The organism is Streptomyces sp. NPDC025721 (assembly GCF_055558595.1).
Genome location: NZ_JBVHMF010000021.1, coordinates 137086 through 157829, shown reverse-complemented (window position 1 = coordinate 157829; position 20744 = coordinate 137086). Strand labels below are relative to the sequence as shown.

The following is a 20744-nucleotide window of genomic DNA, read 5'->3' as shown; positions in this document are numbered from 1 at the left end:
CCCCCCTTCCCCTCCCCCCCCCCCCCCCCCCCCCCCCCCCCCCCCACCCCCCCCCCCCCCCCCCCACCCCCCCCCCCCCCCCCCCCCCCCCCCCCCCCCCCCCCCCCCCCCCCCCCCCCCCCCCCCCCCCAGGCCCATCAGCCCGAGCCCGTTCCACCGAGGAGATCACCATGCCCGCCGTCATTGTCGCCGGAGGCGCCACGGGAATCGGACGCGCCTGCGTACGCCGCCTGCGTAACCGTGGTGTCGACGTGTACCTCGCGGACATCAACATGGCGGCCGCCGGTGAACTGGCCGCCGAGGAAGCACCCGGCCGCCTCGTCATCGGCGAACACGACCTGTACGACGTGGACGCCGCCCGGGCCATGGTCGACGCGGCCTGTGCGCGGTTCGGCGGCCTGGACGGACTCCTCATCACCACCGCGCTGCTGCGCGAGGCGCCCGTCGCCCGGTACCCCCTGGAGGACTGGACCGCGACGATGGACCTGAACGTCCGCGCCGCGTTCCTGCTGGCCCAGGCCGCGATCGGGCCGCTGAGCCGGTCCGCCGCGCCGCGGATCGTCTTCACCGGCTCGACCTCCGCGTTCCGGGGCGGCTTCGGGTCCTTCGCGTACGCCGCGTCCAAGGGGGCCCTCGTCAGCATGACGCGGGCGATGGCGGTCGAGTGGGGCGCGCTGAAGGTCTGCGTCAACTGCGTGTGCCCCGGCTGGATCGACACGCCGTTCAACGACGAGCACTGGAAGCACTCCTCCGACCGCGACGCGGCGGTCGGCGAGCTGGAGGCGAAGATCCCGCTCGGCCGCCAGGGCGAGCCCGACGAGGTCGCCGCGATGATCGACTTCCTGCTCTCCCCGGCGGCCGGTTACGTGACCGGTCAGGCGATCGTGGTGGACGGCGGACTGCTGTCGTGGTGAGGGGACCCGAGACCGTGCCGAACGCGGCGGCGCCGCTTCACGGAGAGGCGCTGCCGTGCGGATAGGAACATGCGTGATCGACGGCCGGCCCGAGCCGGTCGTGTTCGATCCGGCCGGCCGGGCGGTCCCGGTCGGCAACCTCGTCGGCGGCCCCGGCCTCTACGGCGTGCTGACGCTCATCGAACGCTGGGACGACCTGCGCCCGCGCCTGGCCCGCGCGCTCGGGACGGACCGGTCCCCGGCCGCCACCAGCGTGGCCGAGATCGACCGGCTCGGCGCCTGGCTGCCGCCGGTCCCGCGGCCGGGGAAGATCCTGGGCGTCGGCTTCAACAGCCCGGTGTTCGCCGCGTTCGCGTCGAGCGTCCCCGACCATCCGCCGTTCTTCTCCTCACCCGGTTCCGCGCTGGTCGGACACCGGCAGCCGATCCGGCTGCGACCGTCGTTCGGACTCGTCCATCCCGAGCCGGAGCTGGCCGTGGTGATCGGACGGCAGGGCACGCGGATCGACCCGGCCGAGGCACTGGACCACGTCTTCGGATACACCCTGATCGACGACGTGTCCGCGCCCGGGCTGCGGGCCGGTGACACCGTGGTGGTACCCGGCTCCATGGCGGGGGAGCTGGACCGGCGGCACAGCGGCCGGCCCCAGGCGGCGTCCGGCTTCGAGCACGGGGACATGAGGGTCACCTACCACCTGCGGGCCAAGGGCACCGACAGCTTCAAACCGTGCGGACCGTGGATCGTGACCAGGGACGAGATCCCCGACCCCGACCGGCTCGGCATCACCCTGGCGACCGGCGACGACGTACGGATCGAATGCCGGACCGAGCGCCTGATCTATTCGGTGGCGGAAGTCATCGCGCACGCCAGCGACCACCACACCCTGTTCCCCGGCGACATCATCCACGTGGGCACCGACATCACGGGGACGCACACGCTGCGGGAGATCGACTACCAACACCGGATCGGCGCGACGCGAACGATCGAGTGCGAGGCGATCGGCACGCTCGTGAACGAGATCCGCACGGTCTGACCCGGCACCACCGGCCGACCCCGCACCACCCGGCACCCGTACGTCCCCGGTCGGACCACGGGCAGCCCGGTTCTGTCTGACGGAACGACGCGGCACCGCATCGGGATCGGAGAGCGGACACTCTCCGAAGGCGGTGCGGCCGCGCCTTTTCGGATGACACGCGCCGCGAGAAGTGTGCGGTGCGATCGGAGACTCGTTGAACGACGTCGGCTCTCAAAAGGTGAAGGTCTTCGACCGACGCATGACTCTGGTCGCGACGGTCACGATTCTCGGCTCCCTGATATCCATCTTCGACACGACGATCGTCCAGGTGGCCGTGCCGTCGTTGGTGAGGAGTTTCGACACCTCGCTCGCCACCGTCCAGTGGGTCAGCACGGTCTACCTTCTCGCCCTCGCCACGGTGGTGCCGCTCACCGGCTGGGCCAACGACCGATTCGGCTCCAGACGGGTGTGGATCGCGTCCATGGCCATGTTCCTGTTCGGCTCGCTGCTGTGCGGACTCGCCAACTCGATGGCGCTGCTCATCGTCGCGCGCGCGGTGCAAGGGATCGGCGGCGGGATGCTGCTGCCCACCGGGCAGACGATCCTCGCCAGGGAGGCGGGCCCCGGCCGCCTCGGACGCGTCATGGCCGTGGTGGGGATTCCGTCCATGCTGGGGCCCCTGTTGGGGCCGATCTTCGGCGGACTGATCCTCTCCAGCCTGTCCTGGCGGTGGATCTTCTTCGTCAATCTGCCGCTGGGCGCTCTCGGGATCGGCTTGGCCTGGGCCGTCCTCGACCGCGGCGAACCCGGCGTGCCCCGGAAGCTCGATCTCATCGGACTGGGCCTGCTGCCGCCGGGACTCGCGCTGCTTGTCTACGGCATCTCCGACTTCGGCGATGCCGGGCGCGTGTCCCCGTCCGTCGCGCTCACCGGAGGTCTGGGAATCGCCCTGACCGCCGCGTTCGTCGTGCACGCGCTGCGGGCCGCTCATCCGCTGCTCGACCTGCGGCTGTGGAAGCACGCGGCCCTCAGATCGGCCCAGACCGCGATGTTCCTCTACCTCGCCGGTACCAACGCGGTGCTGTTCCTGGTGCAGCTCTACTACCAGTTCGCGCGGGGGGACAGCGCCATCGAGGCGGGCCTGCTGGTGGCGCCGTCGGCCTTCGGCGCGATGCTGGTGCTGACGACGGCCGGCCGGGTGATGGACAAGCGCGGTCCCCGGGCGGTGATCGTCTTCGGCCTGCTCATGGTGACCGCCGGAGTGCTTCCGCTCACCATGATCGGGCCCGACACCAGCGACGTATGGCTGTCGGTGTGCTGGTTCGTCCGCGGCGTCGGGGTCGGCGCCACGGCCACGCCGCTGACCGCCGCCGGATACGCCGGTTTGCGCGGCCACGAGATCCCCGGCGCGTCGACGCTGATGAGCATCGTGCAGTACGTCGCCGGGGCCATGGGCACCGCTGTGGCGGCGGTTCTGCTCCAACGTCGGCTCAGCGGCTTCACCGACGGCGGCGGGGTCCAGTCCCTGGCCGCGCTGAGCGACACCGTGCGGCAGCGCCTGGCACCCGAACTGGCCGACGCCTTCGGCGGGTTGTTCTGGCTGGCCGTCGCCCTGTCGGTGCTCGCGATCGTCCCGGCCGTGATGCTGCGCACGCGGGCGCCGACCGATGTCGAACGGGACGGGACGGGAGCGTCGAAGACCGCCGACACGCTGACGGGCTGACGCCTGCGGCACGTCGTCGGCCCGGTGCGCGCCGCCGCGGGCCCCCGGCTGTGAAGGCGGCGGTCACGGCCGCGGCGTGAGACCTTCGAGCAGCAGATTCAGCGCGTGGTGCGCGTCCAGGGCCCGGGCAGCGGACGCGGACGCGGAGCCGCCGAGCGTGTGGACGGCCAGGGTGATGCCGGTGAGCAGCGCCACGAGCTGGCCGGCGGTGAGGTCGTCGCGGATCGCGCCGAGCTCCTGGGCGGGCCGCAGCAGCAGATCCGCCGCCGACACCAGCAGCGACTGACCCCACTCGGTGTTGGCGACGGGGTCGGTCTCACGGAGCCCCTGCGCGAGCAGTCCGGCGAGGACTCCCTGCGCCTCGACTCCCAGATCGACGAACTGGCGCAGCCAGTTCAGGAGTGCCGCCGTCGGCTCGTCGCGCTGCGCCAACTCCGTTGCCATGGAGGCCAGTCGCGCGACGCGACCGCGGTAGACGCCTTCGAACAGATGCATTCTGCTCGGGAAGTGCCGGTAGAGGGTGGCGGGCGCGACCCCGGCCTCCTTGGCGATCTCGTCGAGGGTGACGTCGGGCCCCTCGCGTTCGATCAGGGTCTGGGCCGCCGCCAGGATGCGATCGACGTTCCGCCGGGAGTCGGCGCGAGGTGCGCGCTTGCGTACCGGTACCGGTGCTGCGGACTCGTCCGGCAATCTCCGCTCCCCACTCTTGCGATGCGACTGCGGGCAGCCTACTGTGACGGCTAAGTGAGAGTTTACTCCCATTTAACGGCTGGTGACCTCGTACCTTGAGGAGGAACCCGATGCCTGCTCCGGAAAGCCCGCGGCGGGTGCACGACGCCGCCGCGGCGGCCGGCGAAGTGCGCGACACATCCGTCGGCAAGGCGCTCGCCGTGCTCGACACCCTGTCCGGTTCGCGGAAGTCGCTGGGCGTCTCGGAGATCGCCGCCCGCACCGGGATGGCCAAGTCGACCGTCCACCGGCTGCTGAGCGCGATGATCGAGCACGGTTATGTGGCCAAGGAAGGCGAGCGGTATCTGCTCGCCGAGCGCGTCTTCGAGCTGGGCAGCCGGGTGCAGGTCGGCGCCGCGAAGGACCTGCGCGAACTGGCCTCTCCCTATCTGGCGGAATTGTTCGCCCTCACCCGGCAGACCATTCATCTCGCCATTCTCAGCGGCGCGGACATCCTGTACATCGACAAAGTCTCCGGGCTGGGCGCGCCGAGAATGGACACGCGTATCGGCGGACGCAGGCCCGCTTATGCCACAGGGCTCGGGAAGGCGCTGCTCGCGTTCGCTCCCTCCCTGCATCTGAGGACCGTTCTCGACGGATCCTTCAAGCGGTTCACCGCGTACACCATTCCCGACGCCCAGCGGATGAAGCTCTCACTGCTCCGGGTGCGCGAGACCGGTATCGCGACGGATCACGAGGAGTCGTTCCTCGGCGTGGCCTGCCTGGCGGCGCCGGTCTGGGCCGCTGATCACAGCCGCGCGGTCGCCGCGGTCTCGCTTTCCTGCCCGGTGCTCGGCCGCACCCCCGCCCGCTACAAGTCGGTGCTCGTCGACACCGCGCAGCAGCTCTCGTCCGCGCTGCGTCGCAAGTGACCCGGGGGAGCACGCCGGAACAACTGCTTTCCGTCTGACGGAACAGGATCCTGGCTTCTTTTCGGGCGCTCAATACAGTTATGCGCAGGCCCTTCCATTGTGTGTTTTCCGAGGGCTTCCGCGTCATCCATTGGGAATCGGAGGAATCGCGCGTGAGTTATGTCAAAGCGCTCGGTTACATCGGCATAGGTGCGCAGGACCTCGACGCGTGGGAGGACTTCGCGGGCGACATTCTGGGCCTGCACGTCTCCCGCGGACGGGACGCCGACGACGTCGAAACGCTGTTTCTGCGGATGGACGCCAGGCACCACCGCATCGCGGTACGCGCCGGGGACGACACGCTGTCCTACGTCGGATGGGAGGTGGCGACCGAGGAAGACCTCGACGCCCAGGTGCGGGACCTGGAGAGCGCCGGGGTCGCCGTCACGGAGGATCCGCACCTCGCCGACCTGCGCGGAGTCCGCCGACTGGTGCGGTTCGCCGATCCGGCCGGTTTCCGGTTGGAGCTGTTCTACGGCGCCGTCACCGTGTCCTCCGCGTTCGTCTCGCCGACCGGCGTCCGGTTCGTGACGCGCGACGACAAGGGCAACGACCTCGGGGTCGGCCACATCGTGCTCGTCTCGTCCGTCGTGGACGAGATGGTCGCCTTCTACCGCCACGTCCTCGGTTTCAAGGTGAGCGACTACATCACCTTCAAGCCCCTGGTCCTGACGTTCACCCACGTCAATCCCCGGCACCACTCACTCGCGTTCGGTCCCGCGCCGGACGGCAGGAAACCCTTCATCGACCACTTCATGCTCGAGGTCGACAGCGTCGACGGCGTCGGCCGCGCACTGGACCGGGTGCGCGCGAGGGAGATCTCCCTCACCGCGACGCTCGGCCGTCACACGAACGACGAGATGCTCTCGTTCTACATGAAGTCGCCGTCCGGGATCGGCGTGGAGTACGGAACGGCCGGCAAATTGATCGACGACGAGACCTGGACGATCACGAATTGGGACGCCGCCCAGTTCTGGGGCCACGACCGCAATCACACCCACTGACGGTGACGTGTACGCCAAGGAGAACACCATGAACGACTCCCCACGCGCGGTGGACCAGCTCGATGACCTGGTCTCGCTCGAAAGAGGCGAGATCGACCGGCGCATCTTCAGCGACCAGGAGATCTTCGATCTGGAGATGACACGGATATTCGGCCGGGCCTGGCTCTTCCTGTGCCACGAGACGCAGATCCCCAAGCGCGGCGACTTCTTCGAGGCCCCGATGGGATCGGACAACGTCCTCGTGGTCCGGCAGCGGGACGGCTCGATCCGCGCCTTCCTCAACACCTGTTCGCACCGCGGCAACGCGGTGTGCCGGGCGGAGGAGGGAAACGTCCGCAATTTCATGTGCACGTACCACGGGTGGACCTTCGGACTGGACGGCGAACTCATCGGCGTGCCCGGCAAGTCCCTCTTCTACAAGGACAAGCTGGACCTGTCCAAGCACCCGCTGCGCAAGGTGGCCCAACTCGACTCCTACCGCGGCTTCGTGTTCGCCACCATGGACGCGGACGCGCCGCCCCTGGAGGAGTACCTCGGCGCGACGGGCCGGCTCGGACTGGACCTGCTCGCCGAGCGCGGCGACATGGAGGCCGTTCCCGGCGTCCAGAAGTTCACCGTCAGGACCAACTGGAAGTTCACCGTCGACAACGTCTTCGACTACTACCACCCGCAGATCACGCACATGTCGGCCTTCGCCGTCGGTCTCATCCCGGCCCCGCCGGACGAGTTCGTCGACGGCGGGGCCAGGACCGAATCCGGCGCCGACCTCGAAGTCCCCTTCCTGCCCAGCGACTTGCACAACGTCGTGATGGTGGGCGAGTACGGGCACGCGATCTCGGGTCCCGACCAGGAGTCGCTGGAGGTGACAGCCGGGGGCCGGGAGCTGTTCGAGTGGCGCTACACACCGCGGACCCAGGCCAAGCTCGGACGGCACGGAAGCCGGGTGGGCGGCCACCCGCACATCTTCCCGACCGCCTGGGTCACGGCGAACGCGCAGCTCAGTCTGCGGGTGCCGCGCAGCCCCGACGTCACCGAGATCTGGTGGTACTCCTTCCGCGACAAGAACGCCTCGCCGCAGGAGCAGGCCGCCGCGCTGCACGCGCAGATCCACTTCTTCGGGCCCGCAGGAATGCTCGAACAGGAGGACGGCGAGAACTGGGCGCAGTCCACCCTCCAGACCAAGGGCACCAAGAGCCGCGAGATCCCCCAGCTTCTGAAGATGGGTCTCGGCACGTCCGAGGTCGTCAAGGACGACGGCCTCGCCGTCATCGACGCGCCCATCAACGAGCACGCCCAGTTGTGGACCTACCACTCCTGGCGCGAGTGGCTCCGCAACCCCACGTGGGAGGGGCTGCGCAAGAGCACGGTTCCCCACGACCGCTACTAGGCCCAGGAGCCCGCGATGACGACCCACGCCGTACCCGCAGCGCGTGCCGTACCCGCCGCGCACGCCGTCGACCTCGACACGCTGCTGCGGCAGCACGAGGTGGAGCAGTTCTACTCCTACGAGTCGGCGCTGCTCGACGCCCACCAGTACGAGGAGTGGGTCGGCCTCTTCACCGAGGACACCCACTACTTCATGCCGCTGCGGCGGACCATGACCAGGCGGCAGTTGCACCTGGAGTTCACCAAGCCCGGCGAGATGGCCTACTTCGACGAGGACAAGCAGTTCCTCCGGACGCGGGCCAAGAAGTTCGCCACCGGGACCTCGTGGGCCGAGGACCCGCCGTCCCGTACCCGGCACCTCATCACCAACGTCCGGGTGACCGAGGACAGCGGCGACGAACTCGTGGTGCAGAGCAATTTCCTGCTCTACCGCACCCGGCTCAAGAGCGACACCGACCAGTGGGTCGGCCGCCGCGAGGACACGCTGCGGCGTACGGAGAACGGGCTCGCGATCGCCAAGCGGTTCGTCTACCTCGACCAGACGGTGCTCCAGTCCGGCAACCTCAGCAACTTCTTCTGACCCCGACCCGCGCCCGCGCGCCGTCCCGCGCCTACCGAAAGGTGCAGCAATGCCGTGGATCCGTGCCTGTTCCGTCGACGAACTCGACGACGGTGACGCACTCCAGATGCCGACGGTGCCGCCCGTCGCCGTGTTCAGGGCGGACGGCGAATTCTTCGCCCTGAACGACACCTGTACGCACGGCCAGTCCTCGCTTGCCGACGGGTACGTGGACGGCGACCAGGTCGAATGCGCCTGGCACTTCGCGAAGTTCGACCTCAGGACCGGTTCCGTGCTGTCCCCGCCCGCGTCCCTCCCGCTGTGCACCTACCAGGTGAAGCTGGACGGCGACGACGTCATGGTCGAGATACCGGAGCGGAGTTGAGCACGTCGGCCGTCCCCGGTCAGAGCTGCGTCATCGTCGGGGCCAGCGCCGCCGGAGTCTGCGCGGCCGTGGCCCTGCGCGGCCACGGCTACCGGGGCAGAGTCACGCTGGTCGACGCGGACCCCAACCTCCCCTACGAACGGCCGCCGTTGTCGAAAGGACTGCTCGACGGGGAGTCGGCCGGTCTCGTGCCCATCCAGCCCCCGTCGGTCTACCAGGACCTCGACATCGCGCTGCGGCTTGGCGAACGCGTCGTCGGCATCGATCCGGCCGCGCTCACCGTACGGCTGAGCGGCGGCGACGTCCTCGGCTGCGGGCGGCTGGTGCTGGCGACCGGTGTCGCGGCGCGCCGCCTCACCACGCCCGGCGCCGACGCCGACAACGTCCTGTCGCTCCGGGACGCCGCCGACGCGGTACGGCTCCACGCGCGGCTGGCCCGCGGCGGCCCGCTGGTCATCATCGGCGCGGGCTTCATCGGCCTCGAACTCGCCGCCGTCGCCCGTCGGCGCGGCATCGAGGTGACCGTGGTCGAAGCGCAGCCGTATCCGCTGGCCTCCGTGCTCGGACCGGCCGTGGCGCACCTGATGACGCGGCTGCACCGCGACCACGGGGTGCGGCTGCTGACCGGCGTCACGGTCACGGAATTCCTCGGCTCCCCGGCGGGCGTGGAGGCGGTGCGTCTGTCGGACGGCCGCCGCGTACCGGCCGCCACGGTCGTCGTCGGGATCGGCGTACGCCCGCGGACGGAGCTGGCCCGTACGGCGCGTATCGACGTCGACGACTGGGGCATCCCCGTCAACGAGTTCGGCCAGACCAGCCGGGCGTGGATCTACGCGACCGGCGATGTCGCGAGCCAGCCGCACCCGCACCTGACCGCCCGCGGCCGGCTCGAGCACTGGGAGGCGGCGCAGCGGCACGGTGCGGCGGTGGGCAGCACGATCGCCGGCAGCCCGGTGCGGTACACCGCGCCGCCCTACGCGTGGTCGGACCAGTACGACACCACGTTGCAGATCATCGGACGGCCCCGGCGCAGCGACGACTTCGTCCTCCGGGAGGGCGCGGTACCCGACCGGTTCCTCGCCTTCTGGCTGCGCCACGGCCGGATCGCGGCGGCAGCGGGCATGGGCGCCGCCCGCGAGGTCGGCGTGGTGAAGCGGCTCATCGCGGGAAACGTGCCGGTCGACAGCCGACTGCTGTCCGACCCCGGCCTCGACCTGCGCGGAACACTCAAACAGCACCTCGTGAGAAAGAGCGCGCAATGACGACCGTCACCTCAGAGATCACCCACGACTCCACCTACCGGCTGGTCGACACCGCCGACTACCAGATCCAGATCAACGAAGCCGGTGACGGCGATCCCGTGTTCCTGATCCACGGCACCGGGCCCGGCGCCACCGGCTGGTCGAACTTCGAGGCCAACGTCCGCGCGCTCGCCGCCGACTTCCGGTGCGTCGCCGTCACGATGCCGGGCTGGGGCGACTCCAACCCGCAGAGCGTGGCGACCGGACGCGACCAGGGCGCGGCCGTCACGCAGTTGATGGACGCCATGGGCATCGACCGCGCCGCCTTCGTCGGGAACTCCATGGGCGGCGCGATCGGGATGGTCATGGCCACCGAGCACCCCGAGCGGGTCTCGCACCTGGTGACCATGGGCTCGGGCATCTGGGGCGTCAACGTGATGGCGCCGAACGGCATGTCCGAAGGCATCCGGATCATCTTCGACACCTACGAGGACCCCTCACCGGAGAACTTCCAGAAGCTGGTCGAGGTGATGTGCTTCGATCCGGCCCACGCCACCCGCGAGTTGGCCGAGGAACGCTCGCGCACCGCCGTGAGCAGGCCGGAGCACCTGCGCAACTGGCTGGAGGTGATGCGCGCGGGCGTCGGCGCGACCGGCTTCGCGCAGGCGGGGGAGAAGATGGCGCGGTCCGACGTGCCGACGCTGATCATCCACGGCCGGGACGACCGTACGGTGCACTACGAGACCAGCCTGCGCGCGCACGCGGTCATCCCGGACTCCCGGCTGCTGATGTTCGGCCGCTGCGGTCACTGGGCGCAGCTCGAACACGCCACCGAGTTCAACGCCACGGTCAAGCACTTCCTGGAACACCACTGATGGCCGCCGGACAGGGGCGTCTCGCCGGGCTGTCGGTGCTGGTGACCGGCGGCGGCTCGGGACTCGGCCGGGCCGTCGTCGACCGCTTCGTCGCCGAGGGCGCGACGGCCACGGTGCTCGAACGGTCGCCGGAGAAACTGGACAACCTGCGGGAGGCGCACGGCGACCGCGTACGCGGCGTACGCGGTGACGTCACCTCGGGAGAGGACAACACCGCCGCCGTCGAGGCGGCCGTGTCGGCCTTCGGAGGACTCGACACGTTCGTCGGCAACGCGGGCCTGTGGGACTTCGGCCGGGCGGCGCTCGACATGTCGATGGCCGAACTGGAGAGCGGCTACGAGGAATTGTTCGGCGTGAACGTCAAGGGCTACCTGCTCGGCGCCCGGGCGGCGGCCCAGGCGCTCGCCGAGCGGCGGGGATCGATGATCTTCACCCTGTCCAACGCCGCCCTGTACCCACGCGGCGGCGGCGTGCTCTACACCGCGTCCAAACACGCCGGAGTCGGACTGGTCGCGCAGTTGGCGTACGAACTCGCGCCGCGCGTGCGGGTGAACGCCGTCGCGCCGGGCGGGATGGCGACCGATCTGCGCGGGCCGCGCGCCATGGCGCTGGGCGACACCTCCATCAGCGACATGCTGCCGACCGGCGACCGGCTCCGTCGGTACTCCGCCCTCGACCTGGCCCCCAGCGCCGAGGACTACGTCGCCCCGTACGTCCTGCTCGCCTCGCGCGAGGAGTCCGCGACCGTGACCGGCGCGGTCCTCGACGTGAGCGCCGTGGGCACCCCGCGCCGCCCCGACCCCGCGCCGTAACGCTGTCCCGCGCGCCGTCCCACCGCTCCCGGCGGTGACGTGTTTCGGCCGCGTTCCCCCAGGCAGAACGTATTGCTGGCCGCTCACCTGGCCGAATCACATACTCCGGTCACCGGTCGCTCGCCGAGCGGCCCGCCCTCCGCTCGCAGGTGCCGACACCGCGGCGGGGATGGCCCCAGGGGCGTTCATGACATGAGGAGAGGCAGTGCGATGACGCACAGCGAAACACACCACCAGGAAAGACCGCGCGTCGAGAGACCCGTCCGTACCCGCGGGAGGAATCCCCTGATCGCCGTGGCCGCGCTGCTCGGCTTCACCTCGTCCGCGGTGACCTTCATGCTGACCCCGCTGCTTCCCGTGGTGCAGCGCGAGTTCCACCTGACGGTCGGCGACGTCGCGTGGGTGCTCACCTTGCTGCTGATAGGCGGCGGCGTCAGCACGATCCTGCTGCCGCGGCTGGCGGACGTGCTCGGCGACCGCGGAGCCGCGACACTGGGCGCCGCGCTCCTCGCGACCGGCATGCTCGTGCCGGGCATCTCGCACACCTTCCCCGCGATGCTGATCGGCGCGGCGGTCATGGGACTCGGCTCCGCGGCCGGTCAGCTCGGCGTCGGCGTCCTGCGCCGCCACCTGGCGGGCTCCTCGGTGCACACCGCGGTGATCGTCAGCCAGGTCGCACAGGCCGTCGGGGCCGGAGTCGGGCTCGTCGCCGGGGGGCTGGCGCTGAGCCGGGTCTCGATGCAGGACTTCTTCCTGGGCGCGACCGTCGTGTACGTCGTGGTGGGGATCTGCGTCTGGGCCGTCATCCCGTCGAGTTCCCGCGACGCCACGGCCGCGTTCGGCATCGGGAATGTCATCGGCCTGGTCGCCTGGATCGTCCTGCTGCTCTACGGCATCAAGACGGCCGGATCCGACGGCATCTCGTCGGCGAAGGCGATCGGCTTCGCCGCTGCCGGTCTCGCGGGCGGGGCCGTATGGGTGACGCTGGAGAAGCGGTCGAAGACCCCGGTGTTCCATCTGGCGCTCCTGAGGTCCGGGACCGTCGCGCGGACGGTCGTGGCGGGCTTCACGATCGGCATGGCGATCCAGTCGGTCACCTTCCTCATCCCGTTCTACGTCCAGACGCCCTCCGCCGCGGGATACGGCCTCGGGTACGACGCCCTGGACACCGGGCTGTTGCTGCTGCCCTACTCGCTGCTCGGCGCGCTCGCCGGTATCGGCGCGGGCGTCCTCGGCGCTCGTACCAGGCCGCTGCTGGTGGCGGGGGTCGGCGCGACCTGTCACTGCGCCGCCGCGCTGACCTTGATCCTGGCCATGTCCGGGGGCGCCTCCGTGGCGTCGTTCCTGGTCGCCGCGTGCGTCTACGGCGTCGGCAGCGGCCTGGTGGGCGTCGGACTGTTCAGCTCCATCCAGAGCAGCGTCCGCGCGGAACTCACCGGAATGGGGATCGGAATGATCGGCATCATCATGACGATCTCCGGGGCGCTCGGCCCGGCGGTCTATTCGAGCATCCTCCAGTCGAAGAGTGTCGCCGCCGTCCCCGGGGTGCCGGCCGAGGACCGGTTCCGGATCTGTCTGCTCGTCGCGGGCTGCTGCGACGTCCTGGTCGCCTTCATCTGCTACTCCGCCCGCCGCGGACGGGTGCCCGCGTCCGCGCAGCCGTCCGTCGGCGCACCGGCCGACCAACTGACCAACTGACCTCCTGACCTCCTGACTTCCTGAGGAGGGGCCGGGCCGGGCGACGCTGCCGCCCGGCCCGGCCGGTCACCACCGCGTCGGATGCGCGGCGAAAAGGCACCGACGACAACCTCTGCCAATCATTCGGCCGTCGCCACCGGATCTCCGGTGGCCCCTGTTCTGTTGGGTGGCACACCACCATGGTTTCTTCCCGATCATCCACACGCCCGCACGGGGCCGGCGCACCCTGCCGGCCGGCCGCGGCCGACGAGGCCGCCGTCGCCGCCGCGGCGGCCCGGCTCATCGACGCCGCGGCGCGCGGCGTGCCCTGCGCACCGGTCCGCGACCTGATCGGCGCGGACGACCTGCCGGGCGCCTACGCCGTACAGGCCGCCGTCGCCGCGCACCGCCTGCGGGCCGGCGCCCGCGTCGTGGGGCGCAAGATCGGCCTCACCTCACCGGCGGTCCAGGAGCAACTCGGCGTCGACCAGCCGGACTTCGGCGTCCTCTTCGACGACATGGCGTTCCTCGGCGGTGACACGGTCCCGATCGACCGCGTGACGCAGCCGCGGGTCGAGGCCGAGATCGCGTTCATGCTCGGCGACGACCTGACCGAAGGCCCGCTCGACCACGCTCAGGTCCGGGGCGCGATCGCCTGGGGTTCGGCGGCCCTCGAAGTGTGCGGGAGCCGGATCGCCGACTGGGACATCAGCTTCGCGGACACCGTCGCCGACAACGCCTCGGCCGGGGCGTACGTCATCGGCCCGCGGCGGCTCTCGCTCGACGCGTTCAGCCCGGTGGAGCAGCGGATGTCGATGTCGATCGGCGGCGACGAGGTCTCCACCGGCACCGGCGCCGCGTGCCTGGGCGATCCCGTCGCGGCGGTCGTCTGGCTCGCCCGGACCGCGCGGGAACTCGGCGATCCGCTGCGCGCGGGGCAGCTCGTGCTGTCCGGCGCGCTCGGTCCGATGCGTCCCGTCGTCGAAGGCGACGTCGTCGTCGCCCGGCTGTCCGGGCTCGGCGCGGTGCAAGTGCGGTTCGGCAAGGGAGAGCGGGCATGACGAAGACAGCGGGCACGCCGCGTACGACGGACGCGACGAAGACAGCGGGCGCGCCGCGTACGGCGGACGCGACGGAGACAGCGGGCGCGACACGTACGACGGACGCGACGGCGGCAACGGGCGCGACGCGTACGGCGGGTGCGGCCAGGACGAAAGTCGCCGTCATCGGATCGGGCAACATCGGCACCGACCTCATGATCAAGGTGCTGCGCAGCGCTCGGCACCTGGAGATGGCGGCCATGGTCGGCATCGACCCCGCCTCCGACGGGCTGGCGCGTGCGGCCCGCCTCGGGGTCGCGACCACCCACGAAGGCGTCGACGGTCTGCTGCGGCTGCCCGGCGTCGAGGACATCGCCATCGTCTTCGACGCCACGTCGGCCAAGGCCCACGAAGCGAACTCCGCCAAGCTGGCACCGCTGGGCAAGCGGCTCATCGACCTCACGCCCGCGGCGATCGGGCCGTACGTCGTCCCGGCGGTCAACCTCGACGAGCATCTCGCGGCGCCCAACGTGAACATGGTGACCTGCGGCGGCCAGGCCACCATCCCGGTCGTGGCCGCCATCAGCAGGGTGGTGCCGGTGCCGTACGCGGAGATCGTCGCCTCGATCTCCTCGAAGTCCGCGGGGCCCGGCACCCGGGCGAACATCGACGAGTTCACCGAGACCACGGCCGCCGCCATCGAGCGGGTCGGCGGGGCGCGGCGCGGCAAGGCGATCATCATCCTGAATCCCGCGGAACCGCCGCTCATGATGCGCGACACCGTCTTCGCCCTCGTCCGGGCGCCCGACGCCGAGGACCGGGAACGGATCAGCGCGTCGGTGGAGCGGATGGTCGCCGACGTCGCCGCCTACGTGCCCGGCTACCGCTTGAAGCAGCGGGTGCAGATCGACCGCATTCCGGCCGGGCAGCCCATGCACAGCCTGCTGGACGCCGCGGCCGACAGCCCCACCCACCAGGTGTCGGTCTTCCTGGAGGTCGAGGGAGCGGCGCACTATCTCCCGGCCTACGCCGGGAATCTCGACATCATGACCTCGGCGGCCCTGCGGGTCGCCGAGCGGATCGCCGCGGCGAAGGCAGGAGTCTGAGATGTCGGCTGCGATATTCGTACAGGACGTGACACTGCGGGACGGCATGCACGCCGTACGCCACCGCATCACCCCCGAGGACGTGCGACGCGTCGTCACCGCCCTCGACACCGCCGGAGTCGACGCGATCGAGGTGGCGCACGGCGACGGACTCGCCGGGGGATCGGTGAACTACGGTCCCGGATCCCACACCGACTGGGAGTGGATCGAGGCAGCCGCGGACGTCCTGCGGCACGCCCGCCTGACCACCTTGCTGCTCCCGGGCGTCGGAACGATCCACGAGCTGAAGCGGGCGTACGAACTCGGCGTGCGGTCCGTGCGCATCGCGACGCACTGCACCGAGGCGGACATCTCCGCGCAGCACATCGCCGCTGCGCGCGAACTCGGCATGGACGTCTCGGGCTTCCTGATGCTCTCGCACCTGGCCCCGCCCGAACAGCTCGCGCGGCAGGCCAAGTTGATGGAGTCCTACGGTGCGCAGTGCGTCTACGTCACCGACTCCGGCGGGCGGCTCACGATGGCCGACGTCGCCGCTCGCGTACGGGCCTACCGGGACGTGCTCGACGACGCCACCGAGATCGGCATCCACGCACACGAGAATCTGTCGCTGTCGGTCGCCAATTCCGTCGTCGCGGTGGAGAACGGCGTCCGGCGCGTGGACGCCTCGCTTGCGGGCCACGGCGCGGGAGCGGGCAACTGCCCGCTCGAAGCCTTCATCGCCGTCGCCAACATCTCCGGATACCAGCACCGCTGCGACCTGTTCCGGCTCCAGGACGCCGCCGACGACATCGTCAGGCCCTTGCAGGACCGCCCGGTGCGCGTGGACCGGGAGACCCTGACCCTCGGATACGCCGGTGTGTACTCCTCGTTCCTCCGGCACGCCGAGGCCGCCGCCGCCCGCTACGACGTGGACGTCCGGACCATCCTCATGGAGTGCGGCAGCCGACGCCTGGTCGGCGGCCAGGAGGACATGATCGTGGACATCGCGCTCGACCTCGTGGCGGCCCAGAGCCCGTCCGTCTGAGACGGCCGCGACCGGCGCGGGCCCGCAGCTGCCCTGCGCGGTGGGGGAAGCCGGATCGTCGCGGCGGCTGCCCACCGCGCGGGGCACCGCTGTCCGGGTGGCGTGCGCGCGGTGCGGACCTACGCCGGAGACGGGCCCCGGCGGCCCCCGAGAGCGCGCACAGCGGGCGCGGACGTCAACGACGGGAGGCGACGGGCATCGTGCGCGCGACCCCCAGGACGTGCGCGGCGGATCGCCTGCCGGGAGTCGCCGGTCTTCGGGGAGATCCACGAAGAGAGCTGTCGGCGCTTCGGCCGCGAACCCGTAGCCGTCCCGGCCGATGAAGCGGCCGACCGGGCGGCGTCGCTCGCGGACTCCATCGCGCGGCTCGTGTGAGGCCCGCCGCCAACAGCCGCGCCCAACACCCGCCCCCCACAGCTGTCTTGCGCGATTCCCAGGGCGGCCGGTACCGGGGATCGCTCCTCGTAGACGTCCCCATTCGCGTGATCGCCGCTCGCCGCGCGCCCCGCGTGCATCCAACCGGGCCTTCGCTGCGGAAAGATCTGCAACGCGGCAGCCGGGCCCGGACGGCCAGGTGTTCGTCGCGCCGGGAGGAGCACGAGTGCGGGACGCGGACGTCGTGATCGTGGGTGCGGGCGCCGCCGGGCTCTCGCTGGCCCACCGGCTGTGCGCGCCCTCGGCCGCCCGGCACCGGCCCGCCGTGGTGCTGGTCGACGCGCCGTCCGGTCCGCTGCGACCGCCCGAGCGCACCTGGTGCTTCTGGGAGCCGCCCGGCGGCCCGTACGACGCGGTCCTGGCCGCCTCCTGGGACCGGTTGCGGGTCCGGGGACCCGACGGCTCGGCCACCGTGGCGGATCCCGCGCCGTTCCGCTACAAGATGCTGCGGTCCGGCGCCTTCGAACGGCTGGTGGGCGAGCGCCTGTCGGGACCGGACGGCTGCCGCCGGATCGAGGCGACGGTCGAGTCCGTCCAGGACACGGCCGCCGGCGCGCGGGTCTCCGGGCACGACACGGCAGGTCGGCCTCTGGAGCTGAACGCCCGCTGGGTCTTCGACTCCCGCCCGCTCCCACGGCTCCCCGCGGCCCGCACGACGCTGCTCCAGCACTTCAGGGGCTGGTTCGTCCGGACCGCGGACGACGCCTTCGCCCCCGCTGTCGCCGACCTGATGGACTTCCGCACACCGCGTCCCGCGCACGGGCTGTCCTTCGGCTACGTGCTGCCGCTCGGGCCACGGCAGGCGCTCGTGGAGTACACGGAATTCTCCGCCGGGGTCCTGGACACGGCGCGGTACGACGCGGCGCTGCGGCACTACACCGACGACGTGCTGAGGCTCGGCCGGTTCGAGGTGACCGGCGTGGAGCAGGGCGTGATCCCGATGACCGACGGGCGGTTCACCCCGCGCGCCGGGCGTTCGGTGTTCCGGATCGGCACGGCGGGCGGCGCGACCCGCGCGTCGACCGGTTACACCTTCGCCGCCGTCCAGCGGCAGACCCGGGCCGTCGCCGACGCCCTCCTGACCGGCGATCCCACGGTCGGCGGCCGGCGGCGCCGCACCCCCGTACCGCCCTCCCCGCACTCGCGCCGCTCCCGGGCGATGGACGCCGTCATGCTGCGGGCCCTGGACACCGGGCGGGTGGACGGCGCGGACTTCTTCACCGGGCTGTTCCGCCGCGTGCCGACCGAGCGTCTGCTGCGCTTCCTCGACGGCGGTTCAGGACCGGGGGAGGACTTCCTGATCGGCCTGAGCACCCCGGTCGCCCCGATGCTGCGGACCGTGGCCGAACTGCCCTTCCTGCGCAGGCGCGAGCCCGGCGAATCTGGCGCCCGCAGACCCGACCCGCCCCCTGTCGCGCCCGTGAGCCGCCGCCCCGGAGCGGCCCCTTGATGCCGCGCCGCCCCGACGCCGCCCGCCCCGATGCCGCCCCCCCCAACAGGAAGTCCGCCCCATGCCCCTGCTGCGAGACGACGAGTTGTCGTCGGCGTTCGACCACGGCTCCGCCCGCTACGACCGGCTGACCGCGATGAACCCCGGCTACCACGCGCACCTGCGCCGCTCCGCCCGGCGGCTGCGGCTGCCGCACGGCGGGGCCGGGCTGCGTCTGCTCGACCTCGGCTGCGGCACCGGCTCCTCGACCGCCGCGCTGCTCGCCGCCGCTCCGCACGCCGAGATCACGGCGGTGGACGCCTCCGCCGGGATGCTGGAGCGGGCGGCCGCCAAACGCTGGCCCGCCACCGTCTCCTTCCTCCACGCGCCCGTGGAGAAGCTGGCCGAAGGGGGCTTCGTCACCGGGCGGTTCGACGCCGCGTTCGCCGCGTATCTCGTGCGCAATGTCGCCGACCCTGACCGCGTCCTCACCGCCGTCCGCGACCGGCTCCGCCCCGGCGGCCGACTGGCCGTGCACGAGTACGCGCTCGGCGGGAGCGCCGCGCACCGGGCGGTCTGGGCGGGGGTGTGCAAGGGCGTCGTGCTGCCCGCAGGACGGCTCACCGGCGACGCCGGTCTCTACCGCCACCTCTACACCAGCGTCGTCGCGTTCGACACGGCCGCCGCCCTCGGCGACCGGGTGCGCCGCGCCGGATTCGGCTCCGTCCGTGTCCTGCCGCTGCCCGGCTGGCAGACCGGCATCACCCACACCGTGCTCGGCCGCGTACCCCAGGACCCGCCGCGCGCCGAGCCGGAACAGGGACCACCCCACCCGCCCCGAAGTCTGGCCCAGCCGCAGCCGCAGCCGCAGCCGCAGCCGCAGCCGCAGCGTCAGCTCCGCAACCAGCACGGGGACCCGCGGTGACCGGCCGCCCCGCCGCGCCCCGCCGTGGCCGCGACCGGCGCGCCCGGACGATTCCCGCGCTGCCCGGCCGCCCCCGCTTCGGCGCCGACGCCCCCGAGGTCGCCGTCGTCGGAGGCGGCATCGCCGGGCTCGCCGCCGCCACCGGCCTGGCGGAGCGCGGCGCCCGGGTCACCTTGTACGAGCGCGAGCGCGGCCTCGGCGGACGCTTGGCCGGCTGGTCCACCGACTTGGCCGACGGCTCAGCGGTCACCATGAGCCGCGGCTTCCACGCCTTCTTCCGCCAGTACTACAACCTGCGCGGCCTGCTCCGCCGCGCCGACCCTTCCCTCGGCATGCTCACCGCGCTGCCCGACTACCCGCTGCGGCACAGCGGCGGCCTGTACGACAGCTTCGCGCGCGTCCCGCGCACCCCGCCGTGGAGCGCCCTCGGCTTCGTCGCCCTCAGCCCCGCCTTCGGCTGGCGGGACCTGCTCCGGATGAACCCGGCCGCCGCCCTGCCCCTGCTGGACGTGCGCGTGCCGCAGGTCTACGCACGCCTCGACACGGTCAGCGCCGCCGACTTCCTGGCCCGTATCCGCTTCCCCGACGCCGCGCAGCACCTCGCCTTCGAGGTGTTCTCCCGCAGCTTCTTCGCCGACCCGCGTGAACTCTCGGCCGCGGAGTTGGTCCTGATGTTCCACATCTACTTCCTCGGCTCCAGCGAGGGCCTGCTCTTCGACGTCCCCGACGAGCCGTACCCCCAGGCGCTGTGGGAGCCGCTCGGCCGCTACCTGGAAGGCCACGGCGCGGACGTGCGCACCGGCACCGAAGTGAGCGCGGCCGGGTCGTCGGGGCCCGACGGCCCGACGGTCACCGCCGACGGCAGGACGCGCCGCTTCGACGCCCTCGTCCTCGCCCTGGACAGCGGCGGCCTTCGCCGCCTGGCCGCCGCCTCGCCCGGCCTGTGCGACGCGCCGTGGCGGGAGCGGACCGAACGGCTGCGCACCGCGCCGCCGTTCCTCGTCTCCCGGCTCTGGCTGGACCGCCCGGTCGCCGCCGACCGGCCGGGCTTCCTCGGCACCAGCGGCTTCGGCCCGCTCGACAACATCAGCGTGCTGGAGCGCTGGGAGGGCGAGGCGGCGCGCTGGGCGGCCAGGACCGGCGGCTCGGTGGTCGAACTGCACGCGTACGCCTACGCTTCCGACGACCTGCCCGCCGCCCAGGACCGGCTGGTGCGGCAGATGCACCGGGTGTACCCGGAGACGGCGCACGCCACGATCGTCGACCAGCGGCACGAATGGCGCGCGGACTGCCCGTTGTTCCCGGTGGGCGGCTTCCACGACCGGCCTACCGTCCGCACCCCGCACCCGACCGTCACGGTGGCGGGCGACGCGGTCCGCACCGACCTCCCGGTCGCCCTCATGGAACGCGCGGCGACCACCGGCTTCCTGGCCGCCAACGCCCTGTTGGAGCGGTGGGGCGTGCGCGGCCAGACGCTCTGGACGGTCCCGGAGCGGGGCCGCTCGGCCGTACTGCGGGCGCTGGCAGCCCTCGGGGACACGTGACGGGCCGCGC

The 20744-nt window shown here is 71.8% G+C and carries 19 protein-coding genes; 18 read left to right on the top strand and 1 reads right to left on the bottom strand.

What is annotated here, in order from left to right; all coding sequences use genetic code 11:
* Positions 1 to 170: 170 nt before the first annotated feature.
* From ACZ4EF_RS26470 to ACZ4EF_RS26460, 3 genes are all read left to right on the top strand, one after another.
* The gene (locus ACZ4EF_RS26470) at positions 171 to 914 is read left to right on the top strand and encodes an SDR family NAD(P)-dependent oxidoreductase (protein WP_355335370.1); all 744 of its coding nucleotides are present in this window, start codon (positions 171 to 173) and stop codon (positions 912 to 914) included.
* 73 nt (positions 915 to 987) lie between these two features.
* On the top strand, positions 988 to 1947 hold the full coding sequence (locus ACZ4EF_RS26465) for a fumarylacetoacetate hydrolase family protein (RefSeq protein WP_467506588.1): 960 nt from the start codon (positions 988 to 990) through the stop codon (positions 1945 to 1947).
* A gap of 241 nt (positions 1948 to 2188) precedes the next feature.
* The gene (locus ACZ4EF_RS26460; protein WP_467506587.1) at positions 2189 to 3652 is read left to right on the top strand and encodes an MDR family MFS transporter; all 1464 of its coding nucleotides are present in this window, start codon (positions 2189 to 2191) and stop codon (positions 3650 to 3652) included.
* A gap of 63 nt (positions 3653 to 3715) precedes the next feature.
* On the opposite strand, the gene ACZ4EF_RS26455 is transcribed toward ACZ4EF_RS26460, so the two are convergent.
* A complete protein-coding gene (locus tag ACZ4EF_RS26455) occupies positions 3716 to 4342 on the bottom strand; it encodes a TetR/AcrR family transcriptional regulator (protein WP_401307858.1) in 627 nt (208 codons plus the stop codon).
* 110 nt (positions 4343 to 4452) lie between these two features.
* Between ACZ4EF_RS26455 and ACZ4EF_RS26450 the strand changes: the two genes are divergently transcribed.
* The 15 genes from ACZ4EF_RS26450 to ACZ4EF_RS26380 all read left to right on the top strand — a co-directional run bounded on the left by ACZ4EF_RS26450 (position 4453) and on the right by ACZ4EF_RS26380 (position 20734).
* Positions 4453 to 5253: an IclR family transcriptional regulator gene (locus ACZ4EF_RS26450; RefSeq protein WP_355335360.1), complete on the top strand. Its 801-nt coding sequence runs from the start codon at positions 4453 to 4455 to the stop codon at positions 5251 to 5253.
* A gap of 152 nt (positions 5254 to 5405) precedes the next feature.
* The gene (locus tag ACZ4EF_RS26445; RefSeq protein WP_467506586.1) at positions 5406 to 6296 is read left to right on the top strand and encodes a VOC family protein; all 891 of its coding nucleotides are present in this window, start codon (positions 5406 to 5408) and stop codon (positions 6294 to 6296) included.
* 28 nt (positions 6297 to 6324) lie between these two features.
* On the top strand, positions 6325 to 7683 hold the full coding sequence (locus ACZ4EF_RS26440) for an aromatic ring-hydroxylating oxygenase subunit alpha (protein ID WP_467506585.1): 1359 nt from the start codon (positions 6325 to 6327) through the stop codon (positions 7681 to 7683).
* A 15-nt stretch (positions 7684 to 7698) separates the two neighbouring features.
* On the top strand, positions 7699 to 8262 hold the full coding sequence (locus ACZ4EF_RS26435; RefSeq protein WP_391048156.1) for an aromatic-ring-hydroxylating dioxygenase subunit beta: 564 nt from the start codon (positions 7699 to 7701) through the stop codon (positions 8260 to 8262).
* Between the two features lie 49 nt (positions 8263 to 8311).
* The gene (locus ACZ4EF_RS26430; RefSeq protein WP_355335349.1) at positions 8312 to 8626 is read left to right on the top strand and encodes a bifunctional 3-phenylpropionate/cinnamic acid dioxygenase ferredoxin subunit; all 315 of its coding nucleotides are present in this window, start codon (positions 8312 to 8314) and stop codon (positions 8624 to 8626) included.
* Entirely contained in the window at positions 8623 to 9888 is a 1266-nt protein-coding gene (locus tag ACZ4EF_RS26425) for an NAD(P)/FAD-dependent oxidoreductase (protein ID WP_467506584.1), read from the top strand. Before ACZ4EF_RS26430 ends, ACZ4EF_RS26425 begins: the two co-directional genes overlap by 4 nt.
* Entirely contained in the window at positions 9885 to 10742 is an 858-nt protein-coding gene (locus ACZ4EF_RS26420) for an alpha/beta fold hydrolase (protein WP_467506583.1), read from the top strand. Before ACZ4EF_RS26425 ends, ACZ4EF_RS26420 begins: the two co-directional genes overlap by 4 nt.
* Positions 10742 to 11554: a 3-(cis-5,6-dihydroxycyclohexa-1,3-dien-1-yl)propanoate dehydrogenase gene (gene hcaB, locus ACZ4EF_RS26415; RefSeq protein ID WP_391048151.1), complete on the top strand. Its 813-nt coding sequence runs from the start codon at positions 10742 to 10744 to the stop codon at positions 11552 to 11554. Before ACZ4EF_RS26420 ends, hcaB begins: the two co-directional genes overlap by 1 nt.
* A gap of 210 nt (positions 11555 to 11764) precedes the next feature.
* Entirely contained in the window at positions 11765 to 13252 is a 1488-nt protein-coding gene (locus ACZ4EF_RS26410; RefSeq protein ID WP_402713268.1) for an MFS transporter, read from the top strand.
* Between the two features lie 179 nt (positions 13253 to 13431).
* The gene (locus ACZ4EF_RS26405) at positions 13432 to 14292 is read left to right on the top strand and encodes a 2-keto-4-pentenoate hydratase (RefSeq protein WP_467506582.1); all 861 of its coding nucleotides are present in this window, start codon (positions 13432 to 13434) and stop codon (positions 14290 to 14292) included.
* A 194-nt stretch (positions 14293 to 14486) separates the two neighbouring features.
* Positions 14487 to 15377, top strand: a complete 891-nt coding sequence (locus ACZ4EF_RS26400; protein ID WP_467506591.1) for an acetaldehyde dehydrogenase (acetylating) — start codon at positions 14487 to 14489, stop codon at positions 15375 to 15377.
* A 1-nt stretch (position 15378) separates the two neighbouring features.
* The gene (dmpG, locus tag ACZ4EF_RS26395) at positions 15379 to 16401 is read left to right on the top strand and encodes a 4-hydroxy-2-oxovalerate aldolase (RefSeq protein ID WP_467506581.1); all 1023 of its coding nucleotides are present in this window, start codon (positions 15379 to 15381) and stop codon (positions 16399 to 16401) included.
* A 601-nt stretch (positions 16402 to 17002) separates the two neighbouring features.
* On the top strand, positions 17003 to 18286 hold the full coding sequence (locus ACZ4EF_RS26390; protein ID WP_467506580.1) for a lycopene cyclase family protein: 1284 nt from the start codon (positions 17003 to 17005) through the stop codon (positions 18284 to 18286).
* Positions 18287 to 18347: 61 nt separating this feature from the next.
* On the top strand, positions 18348 to 19190 hold the full coding sequence (locus tag ACZ4EF_RS26385) for a class I SAM-dependent methyltransferase (RefSeq protein ID WP_391048142.1): 843 nt from the start codon (positions 18348 to 18350) through the stop codon (positions 19188 to 19190).
* Positions 19187 to 20734 (top strand): FAD-dependent oxidoreductase, encoded by a 1548-nt coding sequence (locus ACZ4EF_RS26380; protein ID WP_467506579.1) that lies wholly within the window; start codon positions 19187 to 19189, stop codon positions 20732 to 20734. Before ACZ4EF_RS26385 ends, ACZ4EF_RS26380 begins: the two co-directional genes overlap by 4 nt.
* Positions 20735 to 20744 lie beyond the last annotated feature (10 nt).